Consider the following 18,852-nt stretch of genomic DNA (forward strand, 5'->3'; position numbering starts at 1 on the left):
GCAGTCTTCGTGTTGTGATAGGTGGGCAGGTCAATCCTGCCCATCGGCCGTCAGTCTTGTCGGTTTCCGAGATCAAGAGAATCGGAATCCTTCATTTCTTCAGCGAGCAGCGCAACGATGTTGCGTTGGATGCGGTCACGGACTTCGCGCGGTAATCCCTGAAGTTCGAGACGTAGCTTGTCGTCACCGTACAGACGAAGGTCCCCGACCTTCACGTTGCCGTGCATGTTGATGTCTACGCGTTCGGAGTATCGTTGGCGGTTGGGTGCGGTCGCCAAGTTTGCGTCAGATGCTCGCTTGACTAGATCGTTAACTTTCCGGACGCTGAGCCCTTCGTCGACGATCTTCCGGATCAACTGGGTCGCTTCCTTTTCACCCGTCGCGCGGTAGTACTTAACAATCGCGTAGGCCATGTTCATGCCGAATGTCTTCGGCTGTTCGAGCATCTCCTCAATCAGCGCGTCGGGGAGCTCCGCGACCGAAAGCGTTGCAGTTACCGACGATTTGTCGACGCCAAGTTGCTCGCTGAGTGCCGTCTGGCTAGCGAAATGACCTTCGTTCAGCAATCGCTTCCATACGACTGCATCGTCGAACACTGTTTGAGTCTCATGCTGCGTGTTGAGGTCGTAGCCAAGCTTGTAGCTCTCGATGCCCTGAGGCACGTCGACTACGATAGCCTTCACGCTGCTCTCTTTCGATTCACGAAGTGCCCGGGTCCGTCGGCCGCCGTCGACGATGAAGTATCCCTCACCCTTTACGTAGTCCGGAGTAACGTGTACTGCGTGCTGCTGCCCTTGTGTTGCGATGTTCAGGGCCAGCGTTGTGATCGATTGTGCGCGATAGAAGTGGCGCGGATTGAAGGGGCTTGCCTTCACCGACGCCAGGGGCAGGTCGATCGGTGTTCCGGGCGTATAGTGGTTCGCAACACACCATTCGCGATAGGCATCGGAACCCGTGATGCCACTAGCATCAGCGGTAGTTGCCGGGACGACTCTAAGTTCGGGGTGTGGCGCTTGCCTCTGACCGTCCCCTACGATCGCATCGACGGCGGCAAACCGATCAATAGCGGTGTGCTTCGCCGGTACCGCGACCGTAAAGCCGGCATCAAGACTTCGTCGCCCCTTCATACTGCTCCCTCCTTAACTTGCTCGATGTCCAGGAACTCGAGAATCTCATCGGTGATGGCTTTGATCTCGTCGCGGGCTGCGCGAGCCCCCTTGTCCGAGAGGGCTGATACCGCTACCCCGTATGCTGCCGCTTGCTTGAAGGATTCTCGATCGCTGAGGCTAGTTTTCAGCACCGGAATCCCCGTGTCAGCGATGGCCTTGCCAAGCGCACGTGTGAGCAGGCGCTTGGGCTTTGCTTTGTTGAGCAGCCAAACGGCTTTCAGCTCATCGTTGGTTACGCGGGCTTGCTCGATTAACTGAATGAAGCCGCGGCTGGACCAAAAGTCCGTCGGCGACGAGGACGTTGGCATCACCACCAAGTCTGCGATCATCAGGACGACAGCTGGTCGCGGATCCTCAACGGATGGCGGGCAGTCGATCACGATGAAATCGTAGTCGTTGATGTATTTTTTCACCTCGCGGTGGATCATTTTTCCTGACGCGGCGAGGTTTGCGACCGGAAACGAAAGTCCTTCTTCGCCCTCACCTGCGGCAGCACTCCATTGCAAGAGAGTGTTCTGGGGGTCCGCATCGATCCCAAGGACGCGGTATCCGCGCTCGGCAATGTCGCTTGCTACGTTGACGCTGATCGTGGACTTGCCCACACCGCCCTTCTGATTCGCTATCGCAAAGATTTTTGCTGTCATTGATCGGGTCCTCAAGAATCCACCCAATCATAATTTGAAAATACAAAAACTCAAGCATTTTGTTGTAGAACGGCAATTATTCGTATCACCGAACTGATCGTTGCGGACCCATACCCTGCCCTCGATCCCGTACCCTGACTCGTTGATACGTACCAACGAGTCGCCCGCTGGCTCGGAGGCAAAGGTCCAACTTTCGGCTTGAGGTGTAACGGCGGTACCTGTCGCGCAGACGCGGACGCATGACATTGAATAACCGACCTGTTGATACGTATCAACGGTCCCTCGCCGTCCCAGAGGCGAAGAGCCAACTCTCGACTTGAGGTGCAACGACATCACTGCCGTTAGGACATTGACACGGGATATTGTGTCGTCGGTCTGTTGATACGAATCAACGCAGCACACGGAGGATGACAGGTGATGTCCCAATGGAATGGCGCGCGGTGTTGATACGTATCAACAGTGGGATCAGTGATCGGATCGCAGGTGCGGATAACGTGAATGTCATCCGGTCGAATTTGAATCGGCGAAGACGACGAAGTACCGCGCTATCGCTATGAGGAGCGATTGAAATGGCACTTGATGGTCATGGGGGTGTTGATACGTATCAACACCCCCATGACCATCAAATATTCGTTGGTGGACTGATTCACGAATTCTGGATTGAACCAAACAGAGTATGAGTGACCGGGCCGGGCCGTTGATACGTATCAACGGCCACTTTGCATCTCCGTACGGCGGCGAGAGAAGTCGACATCCGGTCGCGCGGCTCCCTGGGTCACGCGGCTTCGCGCAAAGACATCAGAATGGAAGCCGTGTGCGACCCCGGCGCAATACATCGAGCGTGGGTGATACGGCCTGGTCGTTGATACGTATCAACGGCGGCTTTGTCTTGGGCTGCGACCGTCAGAACGTTGGTTTCCTGTCGCGCGGTTCGTTGCGTCAGGGGACTAGCGCGGAATCTCCGTGGCGGACTCCGTATGTACTCTGGCGTTGATACGTATCAACGCCAGAGTACATACAAGGTCACACGAAGTCATAAGGGATACGGCCACGTGGAAAGGCAGAACTTCCACCCGGAGTGACGCAGAGTCGGTGGGACCTCGATCATTCTGGCGTACCTTATATACTGACTTGGTCTGGAGCGCCTGAAAGTGTCGCGAGACTAGAGGCTTCAAACTCCGAGTAAATCTGGGAGATTGCTTATCAATGAAAGAAAATGTCCAAGATAATCTAGGACTTGGTGGTTCCGCTTCGCCAAAGTCGGACCAAATCTGGGACATACCTAAATGACGGCCGTCGGGGAGGGGGCGCGATGCAGGCATATCAGGCCGAGAAAGTCCGCGAGCGACACTACTCGTTAGACTCCGGCTGACCCCGTCCGAAGTAACGAGACACCTCCGCGATGACGCGCTGCTGTTCGGCCTGCACGTAGATCGATGTCGTTTGCAAGGACGCGTGGCCAAGCACCTTCTGCACCACATCGAGCGGAACGTCATTCGCCACTGCTTGGGTGCCGAAGGTATGGCGAAAGTCGTGCGGCGACAGACTGGCCAGTGCGTAGCGGGTCGGTTCGTCGATGTTGTCCAGTTCGGCAATCAGTTTTTTTCTAACCCACTCGATCAGGTCTTTGAGTCCATTTGGGGAATAGGGCTGGCGCTCGGGCGTGCCGTGCTTCAGCTGCGCGAACTTGGTCCGCGGAATCCGCATAGGTGAGACAAGTGGCCCGCTTGTGGCAGCGTCGAAATTTTCGCCCCGATCAAGCGAGTGCGCGCGCAGCGCATCGATCGCGTCCGGGCTGACGGGGACTGTCCGCTCCTTGTTGCGCTTTCCGACCAGGGTCAGCTGCCACACTGGTTGATCGGGCTGGGCGTGCGGCGACGGACATAGCGCGCCGCGCTGCGCCCCGACGACTTCTTCGCGCCGCAAACCCGAATCCCCCATCAACAGCATCAGGGCGAGCGCGACGCGCCATTGCGGCGGAGTCGGGCGCTTGGCCGAGGTATCCCCGAGTGCTCCGGCCTGCCGCGTTGCATGGGCGCGGATCTGCTCCCAGAGCGTAGCCGGCAGGGCACGCTCGACCTTCAGCTTGCGCTCGCGTACCACGACGGGCGGATCGTTCACGGCGGTCCACGGGTTGCCCGCGAGATAGCGCACTTCAACGAGCCAGGCGAACGCCGCACGCAGCGTGCGTACGGCATAGCGCTGCGAAGAACCTCCGAGCTGGCCATCGGCGAACGGCCGCCAGCGATGGGAGCCGCGAGGCGCGCGCGGGCCGACGAATCCCGGCGTCGGAGCCTTTAGAAAATCCTTGTATGCCTCGCAGTCGTCGACGAGCAACGAACTGAGCGGCTTGCGCCGGATCGTGACGGCCCAGAGCAGGAAGCGTTCGAGTTCCTTGGTGTACGCGCGCAAGGTCTTCGGCTGGTCGCGGTACTGGTACAGGTAGCCGCGCACCGCTGCCAAATCGTTCGGTGCCTGAATATAGGGGAAGAGGGCAGCCCGGTTCTCGCCGGTACTGCCGGACAAGGGATGCGCAACGGCCATCCGTTCGAGCGGCGCGAGCACGCTGGCTCGCCCGCCGACCTCGACGATCTGGCTGTCCGGCGCTGCGAGCGGGTCACGAGCGTCGACGTCGTCCTCGACCCGCAAGCCGATCGTCGCTTCGTGGCGACGCAGCCACGCGACGATGTTGCGCGCCCGGCCGGCGCCGATGCGCGGCACGGCTCGCCACCAGGTGCCGCCGCGCGCGTTGCAGAACGCCACGAGTTCCGCGAGCGTCGCGATGTGCCGCGACTTCAGACGGACGGCGACCAGCGGCCGGAACCACATCCCGACCGCGTGAGCGGCTTCCGGCTGCGCGACGGCGAGCTGCGCCGCCTGCTCAACCATCTTCAGGGAGACGGCAGCGAGCTTGACGCTGCCGTGCTTCTTCGCGGAGGCCTTCAGGTGCTCGGCCAACACGGGCGAGCCATGCTCGAGCGCGAGCGCGACCAAATCGCGCGCATGCGTCGCTCGACCGCGGCCGAAAGCGGGTCACCGTTCTCGTCCTCGCCCAGATACAGGCGGCCGATGGTCGCCGCCGCGACGTGCTGGACATAGGCCCGCAGCGCGGTGAAATCGTTGCGAGTCTAGGTGCGTTGGTGCGCGACGGTCTGCGGCCGATTGAACACGGCGGATCCTCAGAAAGCAGGTTGGTCGGTGTAGCGTGGTCGGTCGAGCTGCTCGCGCAGCCAGCCGTCGTCGGCCAGCGCGATGGCGAGGAAAGGGGGGACGGTCAGCCAGCGCAGACCGAATTCCTCGTCGTCCGCGGGATTCTTGCGACGCCGATACCACTCGGCGAGCCCCCGGCGGACCGGGGTGACGAGGAAACCTTATATACTGAACTTCCCTCGATCGCGCGAAAGTTACGGCGGCGCCTCCGCCGGTGAAATGACTCCAGTTTTTCCGCTAAAGTCGCCTCCAGCACGGCTGCACTGCTTGTCGGGCAGGGGGGGCGCCGTCGGGTAGTCAGCGGCGTCGCGCGATTCTCCATTGATCTCAGGCGCCGGCGCGTCGCAGGAACGACTCCGCTTCCCGGTACTGACGACCGAGTTCGGCAGTCGCGTAGATCGACGTGGTATCGAGGGAGTCGTGACCCGCAAAATTTCGCGCGCTCTCGAGGCTCATGCCATTGGCGAGTGCATGCGACACGAATGTGTGTCGCAACCAGTGCGGACTGGCTGCGCTGAAGGCGCGCGCATGGGGCGAGTCCTCGCGCAGCGCCGCGGCGGTCGCGGTCGCGAAAAACTGCTTGATCGCCTTGTAGAGCTGCACCGGATGGATCGGCCCGGCTTGCCGCATGCGGCTCGCGAGCTCGGGCGCCGGATCGGTCTTGCTCGCCTTCGCCGCGCGCCGGATCTGGCCGATCTCGGCATTCGACAGCAGCGCCGGGATCAGCGGGGTCGCGGCCGGGCAGGCGAGGGGATCGCGCGGCAGGCCTCGCGATTCCAGATAGTCGCCCATCAAGTCCAGCACCGCCGGCACCAGCGGCACGAAGCGTTCCTTCGCGCGCTTGCCGACCACACGCAGCAATCGGATCGTCCCCAGCTCGGGGCCAGCGTAGCGCTCCTGCACGTCGTCCGTGAAGGCCTCGCACAGCTCGGCGCGGCGCAGGCCGGTGCTGTATGCAAAGCCCAGCACGAAACGCATGCGTGTCGCGGCGGCCGTGTCCGGCATCGCGTCGAGCACGCGCATCGCGAAGCGCCAGGCATCGGACGTCAAGCCGCGCTCGATCTGCAGACGCGACTTCGCGGCCACGCGCCGCTCGTTGCCGGCGGCGTCATGCGTCGACCCGGTGAACACACGAACCTTCGCGAACGCGCTGTGATCCAGGTACTGCGCGTCGACCAGCTCAGCGAAGAACTTCTTCAGCGCGGACAGCGCGTCCTGACGGCTCTTGACCGACAGCGGGCCGCGGAACGGACGCCATTCCAGGGCATCGCGCGGCGCGGTGCCTTCCATCACCCATTGGGCGGCCGGTTGCGGATTGACCAGGAAGCCGTTGATATAGCCGCGTGCGTCGTCGGTATCGAGGCTCGACAGCGCCTTGCGCTTCACGAAGATCGCCCACAGCAGCAGTCGCTCGGCTTCGGTGCGGTAGCGCTGCCGCGTATGCGGGTTCTCGTAGTCGGCGAGCCAGAAATCGATCGCCTCGCGATCGTTGTGGGCGCGGCTGTTGTTCTTGACCAGATTGCGGTGCGCCCCGTGTGAGCCATCCAGCTCGGGCGGCAGCAAGAAGCGCTCGAGCGGCACGATCGCGGTGACCGGGCCGGCCGCGGCGAGCCGCGGCACCGGCAGCGTGCAATCGGACGGGTGGGTTTGCACGCCGGCGGCCAGCTGCAGGCCCGCGACGTCCCCGTAGTGCGCCAGCCACGCGGTGATGCGGCGGGCGCCGATCTCGCCGAGACGCGGCACGCGTCGGTACCAGCGGTAGCCGACCGCATTGATCGTCTCGACCAACTTGCCGATCGTCGTAAGGCCGACGTCGGACAGCCGCAGCGCGACGGCGGTGTCGAACCAGCCGAGCACGTGGTGCTCGGGGCGCGGATCCTCGACCACCAGGCGCGCGAGCGCCTCGAGCGCCGTCATCTGCCGGGCGCGCAGGCGGGCGTTGCGCTGCTGCCGGCGCAGGGTCGCGCCCGCGTCGGCGTCCGCGCCGGCATGCCGGGCGGCGAACAAATCGAGCAACTCCTTCTCGGTATAGAAGCCGTCCGGATCGAGCTCGGCGGCAAAGTCCTCCAGCGACGGCGTGGCGTGCGCCGAGACGTCGACCGCGGGCGTCGCGGCGAGCACGGCCGGCCGGATCGCGAGGAGGCGCGCGGTCGCGAAGTCCTGGCGTTTGCGCGCCGCGGCGACGAACGAGGTTACGAGCCAGCTGCGTGTGGCGGCAGCCTTGCGGGCGTCACGACCGAACTCGAGATACTGGTCGGCCAGCTCGGCGAGATCCAGTCCTTCCAGATAGCCGCGGAAGAACGCGAGGTGCTGCAGGCCGATCCGGCGCTGCGCGGCCGCCTCGCGCCGAGCCTGGCGCGTGCGCGCCTTGCGCTGGGTCGCCGGCGCGGTCGCACGGCGTGGCGCGGCCGGCAGCTCGCGAAACTCGACATCGAGCACGTCAGGGTCGTCGGTGATCGGCATGGGTGTTTTCAGGGGCTACGGAAACCGTGTTGTTCGATACAGTGCCGCGCGTCGATCGAGGTGGTCGCCGAGGCGCGGGGGCAGCGGTCGTGCCGGCCCGATCGCCGGCGACCGGCCGCCAGGCCTTGCTGAATAAGGAGGCGGTGAAGATGCGCTTAGAAACAGGGCGATTTGGCCAATAAAATGAAGGGTAACATAGTAAGGGCTATGTTCCCCTTCATTTCGGGACACTTTTCAGGAACCCACGGATCACCCCTGCAGCGCTGCTGCGTGCGGGCTGAGGCTGTCCAATCGGTGCCCTTGGCGGGCCGCACTGCCCGTGGCTGTCCCGCGCGCCGTCAGGCTGACTGCGCGACAGGGGGCCTCCTGCAGCATGTCAGAACCAGTCATCCGGATATCAGAACGGCTGGCTTGACTATCCGAGTCTTGCGCCGGCGACGCCGGCGAGCTCGCTCACACATTGGTGACGAATCGGTGAGAATTAGAGCGTGCGCTTCGACCCCAAGTCCGAGCGCCGGTCTGTTATTCACCGTGGTTTTGCTCATCAAGGGGAACCGTGCGTCCGTCATCTTCCTTTGCTCGGCGCGCCCGCGCCGGTCGCGCGGCATCGACCGCATTACCCGCGCATATCGTCGCAGCGGTCAATCTTGCCCTGAGTGCGGCACTGTGGCTGACCATCATCAGTGCGCTGCTGTATAGCCAGGGGCGGGCATTTCGGGACGCTTACCTGATCACCTACGGGGTGGATGCTGAGTTGTTGCCATGGGATCGAGGCGCGCTCGCGTATTGGGGCATGGTGGTCGGGGTGCAGGGTTTCTATAGCAGCGTCCTGCTCCCAACCGTTGCGATTGCGATGTGGTTCATGCTCGTGTGGGTGGTCAAGGAGTGGCTTCTCGCCCGACGGGGACCGCGGGCACCTTCACGCGCGCCAGCCGGCGAGCCACGAACAATCCCGTTTGTGATCTGGGGCTGCGTGGGCGTGGCCGCAGCCGTGATATTGGTGGGTGTCGTGTTGTTGGGCTTCCAATGGATACAGTATGAAGCTGAAAGACGAGGCATCAATGATGCGCGACACGAGATGCGAACGATCGATAGCTGCGCATCGTCGATCTTCGGCTCGTCGAGCTACCGGCCGGTGCATGTTGAACGGGCGATCGCCGGCGGGCGCGAGAATTACGATGGCTTCATCGCGACATGTACCGACAAACGATGCGCCTTGTACGATCCGCTGCAGCACCGTACGCAGGTTGTTCCGCTTGATCAGGTGATCCGCTTTGACACGGTGCAGCCCGAGCAGGTGTATTGGCGAGGATCGTCGGAGGTGGGCACCAAGTCGTCAGCTGGTACCAAATGAGCGGAGTGGCCTTGATTGAAATGTCGGAGCATCCGGGCGGAGGTGTCGAGGGAGATCAGCCCATGTTGGTCGCGCGATGGCGTGTGAGAATCATGTGGCCGGAACCGAGTCTCCACCAGGCGATCAATCAACGAGGCCTAGCGCTTCGGGTCTCGGTTTCATTTGCCGACGATCGCGAGAGAACATACGACGCCCAGGACCGACGCGGCAATGGGCGAGCGGTGAATCAATTTCGGGGAAGACGATGCCAGACGACATTTCGATCAGTCGATTTTTTGAGAACATCGGCATGCGCTTGCACAACGCCCGGTGGTCGTGGGGCGCGCAACGGGATCATGTGATCGTTTTACGTACGTGGGAGGACCAGTGTCTCGTTCGCGAGCGGCGGGTCGCGGTGCTTCATCAACGCACGTTGATGGGGCATGAACAAGGTAAGCGCGAATTCCTATCATAAGCCTTGTAGTTATGAAAGCGGCCCCGGTTATTACGACGTGACGCAGTAACGCCGGATTTTTCTTGCGCTAATCTGAGCGGCCCTCTGCGATCCGGACGATCCGCAATGGCTACCCTCGAACGCACGGCGTACCCGCGCTTTCCCGAGGTTCTGTCGCCCCGGGAATTACAAGCCTGCTACACCCCACTGCCCGACGAGCTCGAATGGGCGCGCCGGTCGACACGCGGCGAGCGACCTCGACTGGGCCTGCTGGCGCTGTTGAAGGTTTTTCAGCAACTACACTATTTCCCGCCGGTCGACACCATTCCGGCCACCGTCGTCGAGCACATTCGGGCAGCCGCGGATATCGGCGACACCGTACAATTCGTCTACGACACAGAGACCTCCCCAACGCTGTTCCGGCATTACGCGGCTGTTCGCGCCTACCTGGACGTGAAGCCGTATTACGGCACGGACGCGAACGCGATTGCGACTCGGGCAGCGCACACGGCGTCGCTGACAATGGACCAGCCGGTCGACATCATCAACGCGACGATCGACGAGCTGATCGCGCGCGATATCGAACTGCCGGCGTTCTCGACGCTCGATCGGCTCACCGAGCAGATCCATGCCCGGGCGCAGTCGAGACTCTTCAAACGCGTCACGCGACGCCTGACCGATGAACAGAAACGCGCGCTCGACCGGTTGCTCGCGCGTGATCTGTCGAGCCGGCAAACTGCCTACAACCGGATCAAGCGTCATGCGAAACGCCCATCGCGCCAGCATCTGGACCTGCTGATCAACCAGGTCGCCTGGCTCGACGAGCTCGGCGATTTCTCACTGGCCATCGCCGGGATTCCAGCATCAAAGCTGCGCTCGCTCGCCAATCAGGCGATGGCGCTTGACGCGTCGGCGCTCAGGAACGACTCTCTGCCCGAGAAGCGCTATACGTTGATCGTTGCGCTGCTCAACCGCATGCGCGTGCGCGCCCGCGACGATCTCGCCGACATGTTCGTACGGCGCATGGGCGCCATCCACAAGCGCGCGAGCGACGAACTGGACGCCATTCAGCGAAAACAGCGTGATCAGGTCGAGGATCTCGTCGGCTTGCTGGACGGCGTGGCCGACATTCTCGCCGATGAATCCGACGAGACGGCCATCGCCCGAGCGGTCAGGAAGCTGCTTGCACCGAAAGGCGATCTCGAGCCGTTGCGCGAGAGCTGTGCGGCGATCCGCGCCTTCAGCGGCCGCAACTATCTGCCGCTGCTCTGGAAGCACTTCAAGGCGCACCGCTCGGTCATGATGCGTGTCGTCCGTACGCTCGAATGGGATTCGACCAGCCCGGTTCGCTCGCTGCTCAATGCACTTGATGTGGTGCTGGAGAACGAATCGTTGCATCGGGAGTGGATCGATGCGGATGTCGACATGAGCTTTGCCGCGCCGCGGTGGCGCAGGCTCGTGCGGCGCTCGCACGGCGAGGGGTCTCCGACCAATCGCCGGTATCTCGAGCTTTGTGTGTTCTCGTACATGGCCGAGGAACTACGGGTCGGTGATCTATGCGTGTCGGGCTCCGACGCGTACGCGGACTATCGCGATCACCTGTTGCCGTGGCGGCATTGCGAGCAGCAGTTGCCGGACTACTGCGACAAGCTCGGCATGCCCACGACCAGCAGTGACTTCGTGCGCCACCTGCGTCAATGGCTCACGGACGCTTCCCACAAGCTTGACGCTGAATTGCCGCGCAAGCGCGAGCACGTCGTGATCGACCGTCATGGCGAGCCGATCCTGCGCAAGACTGTCGCCAAAGAGATCCCCGCGAGCGCAATCGCCTTGCAGGAGCGGCTGAACGCCCGCCTGCCAACGCGGAATATGCTGGACATCCTCGCGAACATCGAGCACTGGGCTCATTTTACGCGGCACTTCGGGCCGTTGTCCGGGAGCGATCCGCAGATTCGCAAGGCCGCCGAGCGCTACCTGCTCACGATTTTCGCGATGGGCTGCAATCTCGGCCCGACCCAGGCGGCTCGCCATCTTGATTCCGATGTCACCGCGCACATGCTGTCGTTCGTCAACCGTCGGCATATGAGCCTGGACAGGCTTGAAACCGCACAACGCGAGCTGATCGAACTGTACCTGCGGCTGGACCTGCCAAAACACTGGGGCGATGGCAAGACGGTCGCGGCCGACGGCACGCAGTACGACTTCTACGACAACAACCTGCTCGCCGGCTATCACTTCCGCTACCGGAAAATGGGCGCGGTCGCGTACCGGCACGTTGCCGACAATTACATCGCGGTATTCCAGCACTTCATTCCGCCGGGCGTCTGGGAAGCGATCTATGTGATCGAGGGCCTGCTGAAAACGGGCCTGTCAGTCAAGGCGGACACCGTCCATGCGGACACGCAGGGCCAGTCGGCCGCCGTGTTCGCGTTCACGTACCTGCTTGGCATCAACCTGATGCCGCGGATTCGCAACTGGAAAGATCTCGTGCTGTACCGGCCGGACGGCAAGACCAAATACAAGCACATCGACAAGCTGTTCACGGCGACCATCGACTGGACGCTGATCGAGCAGCACTGGCAGGAGCTGATGCAGGTCGCGCTGTCGATTCAGGCAGGCACGATTTCGTCACCGCTGCTGCTGCGCCGGCTGGGTTCCGAAAGCCGCAAGAATCGCCTGTACCTGGCCGCCCGCGAGCTCGGCAACGTCGTTCGCACCGTGTTCCTGCTCGAGTGGATCGGCAGCCTCGAATTGCGGCAGGAGGTCACCGCGAACACGAACAAGATCGAGTCGTACAATGGCTTCTCGAAGTGGCTGTCGTTCGGCGGGGACGTGATCGCCGAGAACGAGCCCGAGGAGCAGCAAAAGCGCCTACGCTACAACGACCTGGTCGCATCGGCCGTGATCTTGCAGAACACGGTGGACATGATGCAGGCGCTTCGCGAGATGGTGGCAAACGGCGAGAAAGTGCGCGCCGAAGACATCGAGTTTCTGAGCCCCTATCCGACCCACAACATCCGCCGCTTCGGCCACTACAAACTGCATCTCGATCGCCGGCCGGAAGCCTGGATCAGGGACCCGCTGTTTGGTCTGGCTGCCCGCACCTACGCATCCCGTTCATGACTGCACGCCCAGCCACCACTACGACCTGTTTCGGCGATGTCGACACCGCCGCACTCGAGCGGCTCGAATCGAGTTACGACACAACGCGCCTGCTGGCCGCCGTCGATATCGTCGATCGCATTCGCGTTCAACTTCATGATCCCGAGGGGCTACGCGACGATCTCCTGGAGATCCACAGCATGGCGCATTCGGTGCTGAATGGAGCACTATCAGTGCCGTCGCGACGCGAAGGCCCCTTGCCCGAGCGGGTGCTGGACGCGCTCGATCTGATTGACCAATTTGTCATGGAACTCACCCAGGTGAGAGCGATCCTCGAGCCTCTCGAAACGCTACATCCGGACGACGGTTTTGGCGAGGGTTGAACGGCGCCCGCCCACTGATCGAGACCATGGGGTAGCCAGTCCCGGCCGGTGTTATGCGACTGCAGACGGCCCATCTCCAGCCGCTCGCCCGCGCGCTTAGACGGGTACTCAAACGCCGGCTCCTCTCAGATAGCGGCCCTTCGCCTCCGACGCGATGCGCATGAAGAGCGACACCCGCGTTGTGGCAAGGAAGGATCGTCGAAGCCGTGACCGGATGGTCTTGAGACAATATTGTCCGGCATCGATGCGACGCCGACGAGTTGCCTGGACGAGTTCATCGTCAGCGCTTTTTTTGCGCTTCCGCACAATTCGACCGCACGCTGGGTGGGACGGATCTGGACGGCGACCAAACTGACGGCGGCTTTTTCGGCTGCTTCAGTTTCTTTGCTTCGCGATTGCTGCGCAACTGACCTTTTGCCATCACACTACTCCGATGGTATCGATGCTCTCCAAAAAGCGCGAGCGTCCAAGCAGTGTTCGCTGATTTCACCTCGCTGTCGCGAAGCGTTTTCAGCGATCTGGCCGTAGCAGAGGATTTTCTTCGACAGACACGACTACCGCGAGTGCAAAATGCAAAACCCCGCCGAGCTTGCCGAGAAATTTCTCGGCGTACCCTATGAAACGTTGGACGAGCGCGCCAAGAATGTTGCGCGACTGGTCGCGGAGCGCAGACACGTAGCAAGAGATGCGGCGAAAGAACTGGATGCCTCGATGACGCGAGGCCAGCGCGCAGCCGATGCCGTGGCGGCCTTCGGCGGATCGTGGATATTCATCACGTGTTTTATCGTGATCATGATTGTCTGGGTTGGCTTGAATTCGGTGATTCTAGCCAAGTACAGCGAGACTTTTGATCCATACCCCTACATTCTGCTCAACCTGTTTCTCTCGATGCTTGCGGCCATCCAAGCGCCCATCATCCTGATGGCGCAGAACCGGCAGTCGTATAAGGACCGGATGTCCGCCGAGCACGACTACGAAATCAATCTGAAGGCCGAACTCGAGATTATGTTGCTGCATGAAAAGGTGGATATCCTGCGTGACAAGCAATGGACCGAATTGCTGAACATCCAGAAGGAGCAGATGGAAGCGCTGAAGAACCTGCTCGTGTCCAGCAGGACGTCGAGCGACAAAGTGTCGGGGTCGCCCGCTGCGTAAAACGATATGACCGAACCGCGACGGTCTGTGGGTTCGGCCCGGCGGGGTCCGCTTTCCGGAATCGCTGTACATCCGCCAGGAAAGGTATACAGTGGGTTTTGTTGCGACGCAGCATTGGCAGTGCTAGTCGCTCCGACCTGCTGATCTTTAGCGAAACACTCGCCTCCGAAATCCCTTGGACGCACGTGCCGGGTCGATTCGGGAGCATACAATGAACACCACCGCCGTTGAACAATCCGCCGACTTCGGCCTGCGTACTTTACCGGCAATTTTTCGTTTGCAGAATGAAGGGTTCGAGCGTCTGCGGAAGCTGACGGAACTCAATCTCGCGGCCATAAAGGGGATGCTGGACGGGGGACAATCCGCCTTGTCATCGTTGCCATCTGGATTACCGTCATCCACTGGTGCGGTCGGCCTGCCGCAGCAATTTTTCGAGCGCGCCCTGGCGTATGCGGAGCAGGTCCAACAGATCGATTCGCAGTTCTTGGCAGCCGTGACACAGGCGGGCGAGGACCTGCATAACCAGTACAACGTCATCTGCAAGCAGTTGGCAGCGAATCTTGGGCAGACCGCGCCCTTTGGTTCTGACGCCGCCTACACCGCGATGCAGTCTGCAATCGGCGGGATGATGCGGTCCCAGGGAATGATGCAGGAAGCCATCAAGCATGCGGCCGGTGCGCGCACGCCCGGCAACCCAGTACCGGACATCGCATAGCCGATAGCGATGCGCGGCTTGCGCGCAAGCACGAAAACGACGCCCTGCACGAGCGGGTCGTTGGGCGGTCTCGCCGCCTAGTGGGAAGCCGGCAAGACGCCGGCTTTCCCCATTTTGTGCCGTCAAAATATAGTTGCTTTGCAATGGCATTGAGCGCATTGTGAAATGATCCAGATGTACCTGACCGCCCTTTTTCGCATCCGGATAAACACTGTTCGATGACGGTCAGCACCGCTTAAGGAGCACGTCATCATGTCCATCCCGACCATCGAATACAGAGGGTACGCACTCAGCGCATACCCGCGCCAGGAATTCCCGCTGCATCGCGATCCGTATGCCAAAGGTCCAAGGCAGTTCTCGTGCATCGTGAGAATTGACCCCATTCCGGCCGCCGGGGTCAAGGCCGGGCGCTATTCAACGTTATTCGGTACAGCAAGTCCCACCAACGAGGACGACGCCGTCGACCTCGCGATGCAATACGGCAAAGACATCATAGACGGCAAGGTTCAGGCGACCGAACTCTGACACGCCGAATGCCAGTCAGTCGACCGCTCGAGGGGAGTAGGTCATGGAATATCCACTTTACGTCCACCGCGATGGCGACACCGGTTTTCGCGCCAGTTTTCCCGATTTTCCCCGCGCCGATGCGCGCGGCAATTCGTTGGACGAACTGAAGCGCAACGCGCAAGAGATGGTCGAGTTGATGTACGACCGCAGCGAGCAACTCATACCCGCCCCCACCTGCAGTACATCGGAATTGCATGCGCTCGACGTGGACGACGGGGAAGGGATCTGGATGTTTATCGACATCAACCTGACGCGGGTTACCTCGAAGGCCGTGGGCGTTCAATTGAGCCTGCTTGAGAGTGTGCTGCAGCGAGTCGATGCGGCCCCTCGCTACACGAGCACACCTCACTTCGGAGGATCTATGAAATACTATCCAAGCACATTACCTGATCGACGCGATCAGGCGACCCGAGAAAAGGAGCGCGACGATCTGGCCCGAGCCGATATCGAACGGGCCGAAAAGCGTTCTCGCGACTATGCCGGCATCAATTCCAATGTGAGCAAGTGGCGCTATTCCGATTCCGACCGTCGGGTGAAGTAGTGGTACAGCGTTGCTCGCGATGCCGCCAGAGGGTGGCGCTCCCCGATGGGCGGGCAAATTCCCCCACCTGTGGGCACCTCAAAATCCTCCACCTAGAGACACGCGAAGCATGATGCTAGCGCGGTCTGGCAGGACGTTACCTTGCACCCCTCGAATGAATAAGAGGGGTTGTTGGAGTGAATGTCTTGAAGCCGCATCTGCAAACAACCATAGCCACGCTTGTGGCCGCAGGCAAACGTCAGCGGGAGATTGCCCGGATTACGGGCGTTGACCGGAAGACGATCCGTAAGTACCAGGAGCAATTCGCGGCGGCGCAGGCAAATTCCCCCACGGTGCCCACCGGCCCCGAGCTGCAAATTCCCCCACCCTGCCCACCGGCAAAGGGCAGCCAGCCATCGGTCTGCGAGCCACACCGCGAGTTCATAGAGGCCCAGTTACGGCTTCGACGCAATGCCATGGCCATCTACCAGGATCTGGTGGACCGTTTTGGTTTCGCCGCCGGTTACGACAGCGTCAAGCGGTTCGTCCGGACATTGCGCCAGCATGAACCGGCCCAGTTTGACCGGCTGGATTTCCTGCCCGGCGAAGAAGCGCAAGTTGACTATGGTGAGGGTGCCCTGACCAGGGTGCCGGGCACAAACCGCTACCGAAAGCCGCGGCTGTTCGTGATGACGCTTCGCTACTCACGGCGCAGCTTCCGCCGGGTCGTGTGGAAGTCCAGCAAACAGGTCTGGGCCGAGCTGCACGAGCAGGCCTGGCGCCACTTTGGTGGCGTAACGCAATACGTTGTCCTCGACAATCTGAAGGAGGGCGTTGTCAAACCGGACCTGTACGAGCCGGAGCTCAATCCGGTGTATGCCGCCATGCTTGCTCACTACGGCGTGGTGGCGGACCCCGCTCGCGTACGGGACCCGAATCGCAAGGGCACCGTCGAGAACGCGATCCAGCACACCCAGGGCACGGCTCTGAAGGGACGCCGGTTCGAATCGATCGAGGAACAAAACGCCTTCCTTGAGCAATGGGAATCGAACTGGGCGGCCAGAAGAATTCACGGCAGCACCCGTCGCCAGGTTCAGGCGATGTTCGAGGAAGAGCGCCCCATCTGCGTGCCTTGCCGACGCGCAATTTCGAATACTTCACCGACAAGCTCTACACGGTCTGCGACGACACGTGCGTACGGGTGGAGCACAGCAGCTACGCAGCCCGACCGGCTCTCATTGGCAGCCAGGTACTGGTGCGTAAATTTGCCCGTCGTCTGGAAATCCGCAACCTCCAGACACAGGCATTGCTGCGCACCCACATTCTGGCCGACAGGCCGGGCGGTGGTACTGCCGCAGGACGAGCGACCGTTCAATCCCTCCCGGGAAACACGTCGCATCCTCTCGCAGGCCAAGGCAATCGGGCCATCGGCCGAGCGCCTCTGCCAGCATCTGTTCGACACCGAAGGGCGAGTCGGTCAACGCAAGCTCTGGGGCATCGTCGGCCTGATTCGGCGCTACCCCCGCCGTCTGATCGAAGCAGCCTGCGAGATCGTCATGAGAGAAGGCGTACCGGGCTACAAACAGGTCAAGGCGCTCACCGAGCGTCTGCTGGAGCAGGCGCTGGCTGAGCTGGACGCGCCCGTTCAGGGCGAACTGCCCTTGACTCAGGAACATCACCTCATCCGGGACGGCGACGACTATGCCGACCTGTTCACCCTCGGCGCCAAACACAGCGCCGACATGCCATCCACCACAGGAGATCTCCTTTGAGCATGAGCTTTGCAGAAATCGACCGCGCCCTGCGCGAACTGCGCCTGTCCGGCATCAGCGCCACGCTGGAAACCCGGGTGCTGCAAGCCCAGACCAGCCAGCAGCCCTTCCTTGAAACCTTCTCCATGATTCTGCAGGACGAACTTGATCGCCGGCAGTCCCGGCTACTCGAAAGACGTTACCAGCAATCCGGCCTGGACGAGCGCAAAACCCTGGCCGACTTCGACTGGTCCTTCAATCCAAAAGTACCTCGTGGGGCCTGCTTCGAGCTACACACCCTGAAGTTCATCGCCGACAGCGACAACGCACTGCTGATCGGCAAAACCGGCACCGGCAAAAGCCACATCGCCAAGGCCGTCGCCTACAACGCCACCCTGCAGGGAATAAAGGTGCGCTACGTCGAATCCGATACCGTGTTTGCCGGCTATGCCGTGGAAACGCGTGCCGATCAGGACCGCCTGCTCAAGGCTCTCGTCGAACCCGAACTCCTCGTGCTTGACGATCTGTTCCTCGCCAAACGCATTCCCGATGCCGCAGCCGAACTGCTGCAGACCTTGGTCCATCAACGCTACAAGCTGCGACGCAGTATCCTCGTCACGTCCAACCGCATCGTCCAGGACTGGGGGCGCTACCTTCGCGACAACACCATGGCCTCGACGATCCTTGACCGTCTACTGCATCGCTCCAGACTCCTCGAGTTTGAAGGCAAGAGCTATCGCCTCCGGGAAGCTGCCACCAGGCTTGCCGTCACTGAGGAATCCGACGCATAATCCGATCGTCCTGCCTGGGGGAATTTAGCCGCCCACAAGTGGAGGAGTTTGAACTGCCCATCGGGGCGCTCGCCCCTCGGGTTGTTGCACGCCGATCCCGCGTGGCGCGTCGCGGACGTTCCGGGATCAGGTATACCGGCGCAGGCGTATCAAAAAATCGGCGATCGCCTCGACACCACTCTGTCGTCCGACGTGCCCAACCCATATCTGCGTAGCGTTTCCTCGTTCCGCGCTTCGGCTCGGTACAGCTCCGCGCCGCGGAGCTGTACGGTCGCGAAGCCCCGGATCCGCGGGCTGTGCGGATCTTCCGCGGTCTCGTCCCTGGCGTGTGCTTGCGACGCACCGCGACCCACTGCGTGGTCAGCATACCGGGCGTCAACCACAGCCAGAACCGGAAGAAGTGGCTGACGCCCGGGTGCAAATCCAGCGCCCGGTGCGCCTGACAGCGGTGCAGGTACACCGTCACGCTGATGATGGTGACATGCGTGAGCGCGAGCACGACCTAGGCAAGCTGCCACCAGGACAGTCTCAGCTCACCGTTCAGGAGAAATGCCGACATACCGGTCGCACTCCGAGTCACCTTCGTATCGCGCGG

General features: G+C 61.7%; 13 protein-coding genes and 2 pseudogenes. 10 read left to right on the top strand and 5 right to left on the bottom strand.

The annotated features are described in order from the left end of the window. Positions 1-50: 50 nt before the first annotated feature. The 4 genes from B7P44_RS35485 to B7P44_RS35505 all read right to left on the bottom strand — a co-directional run bounded on the left by B7P44_RS35485 (position 51) and on the right by B7P44_RS35505 (position 7,486). Positions 51-1,127 (bottom strand): ParB/RepB/Spo0J family partition protein, encoded by a 1,077-nt coding sequence (locus tag B7P44_RS35485; protein ID WP_084910911.1) that lies wholly within the window; start codon positions 1,125-1,127, stop codon positions 51-53. Continuing rightward, positions 1,124-1,813, bottom strand: a complete 690-nt coding sequence (parA, locus tag B7P44_RS35490) for a ParA family partition ATPase (RefSeq protein WP_084910913.1) — start codon at positions 1,811-1,813, stop codon at positions 1,124-1,126. The genes B7P44_RS35485 and parA overlap by 4 nt, the downstream gene beginning before the upstream one ends. 1,350 nt (positions 1,814-3,163) lie before the next feature. Further along, positions 3,164-4,807: a site-specific integrase gene (locus B7P44_RS35495; protein WP_133118015.1), complete on the bottom strand. Its 1,644-nt coding sequence runs from the start codon at positions 4,805-4,807 to the stop codon at positions 3,164-3,166. Positions 4,808-5,350: 543 nt separating this feature from the next. Further along, complete coding sequence (locus tag B7P44_RS35505; protein ID WP_084910916.1) at positions 5,351-7,486, bottom strand: site-specific integrase; 2,136 nt, start codon at positions 7,484-7,486, stop codon at positions 5,351-5,353. A 556-nt stretch (positions 7,487-8,042) separates the two neighbouring features. Here B7P44_RS35505 and B7P44_RS35510 point away from each other — a divergent pair. The 10 genes and pseudogenes from B7P44_RS35510 (at position 8,043) to istB (ending at position 18,257) form a co-directional block, all read left to right on the top strand. Beyond that, positions 8,043-8,840 carry a hypothetical protein gene (locus tag B7P44_RS35510; RefSeq protein ID WP_096645221.1) on the top strand — a complete coding sequence of 266 codons (798 nt, stop codon included), beginning with the start codon at positions 8,043-8,045 and terminating at the stop codon, positions 8,838-8,840. Positions 8,841-9,399: 559 nt separating this feature from the next. After that, positions 9,400-12,396 (top strand): Tn3 family transposase, encoded by a 2,997-nt coding sequence (locus B7P44_RS35520; protein WP_084910922.1) that lies wholly within the window; start codon positions 9,400-9,402, stop codon positions 12,394-12,396. Beyond that, the gene (gene tnpC / locus B7P44_RS35525) at positions 12,393-12,758 is read left to right on the top strand and encodes a Tn3 family transposase post-transcriptional regulator TnpC (RefSeq protein ID WP_017335016.1); all 366 of its coding nucleotides are present in this window, start codon (positions 12,393-12,395) and stop codon (positions 12,756-12,758) included. The genes B7P44_RS35520 and tnpC overlap by 4 nt, the downstream gene beginning before the upstream one ends. Positions 12,759-12,989: 231 nt before the next feature. Further along, positions 12,990-13,286, top strand: a complete 297-nt coding sequence (locus B7P44_RS37025) for a hypothetical protein (RefSeq protein WP_157721152.1) — start codon at positions 12,990-12,992, stop codon at positions 13,284-13,286. A gap of 42 nt (positions 13,287-13,328) precedes the next feature. Next, positions 13,329-13,913 carry a DUF1003 domain-containing protein gene (locus B7P44_RS35530; RefSeq protein ID WP_017335015.1) on the top strand — a complete coding sequence of 195 codons (585 nt, stop codon included), beginning with the start codon at positions 13,329-13,331 and terminating at the stop codon, positions 13,911-13,913. A gap of 211 nt (positions 13,914-14,124) precedes the next feature. Then, positions 14,125-14,628: a hypothetical protein gene (locus B7P44_RS35535; protein ID WP_017335014.1), complete on the top strand. Its 504-nt coding sequence runs from the start codon at positions 14,125-14,127 to the stop codon at positions 14,626-14,628. Between the two features lie 252 nt (positions 14,629-14,880). Next, on the top strand, positions 14,881-15,153 hold the full coding sequence (locus B7P44_RS35540; protein ID WP_017335013.1) for a hypothetical protein: 273 nt from the start codon (positions 14,881-14,883) through the stop codon (positions 15,151-15,153). Between the two features lie 43 nt (positions 15,154-15,196). After that, a complete protein-coding gene (locus tag B7P44_RS37710) occupies positions 15,197-15,736 on the top strand; it encodes a type II toxin-antitoxin system HicB family antitoxin (RefSeq protein ID WP_231716882.1) in 540 nt (179 codons plus the stop codon). A 176-nt stretch (positions 15,737-15,912) separates the two neighbouring features. Continuing rightward, positions 15,913-17,487, top strand: a pseudogene (gene istA, locus B7P44_RS35555) (IS21 family transposase). A 2-nt stretch (positions 17,488-17,489) separates the two neighbouring features. Next, positions 17,490-18,257, top strand: a complete 768-nt coding sequence (gene istB, locus B7P44_RS35560; RefSeq protein ID WP_017335011.1) for an IS21-like element helper ATPase IstB — start codon at positions 17,490-17,492, stop codon at positions 18,255-18,257. A gap of 182 nt (positions 18,258-18,439) precedes the next feature. Here the strand turns inward: istB and B7P44_RS37715 are convergent. Next, a pseudogene (locus tag B7P44_RS37715) lies at positions 18,440-18,756 on the bottom strand (acyl-CoA desaturase); the annotation flags it as partial. Positions 18,757-18,852: the final 96 nt, after the last annotated feature.

The organism is Burkholderia ubonensis subsp. mesacidophila (genome assembly GCF_002097715.1).
Classification (GTDB): Bacteria; Pseudomonadota; Gammaproteobacteria; order Burkholderiales; family Burkholderiaceae; genus Burkholderia; species Burkholderia mesacidophila.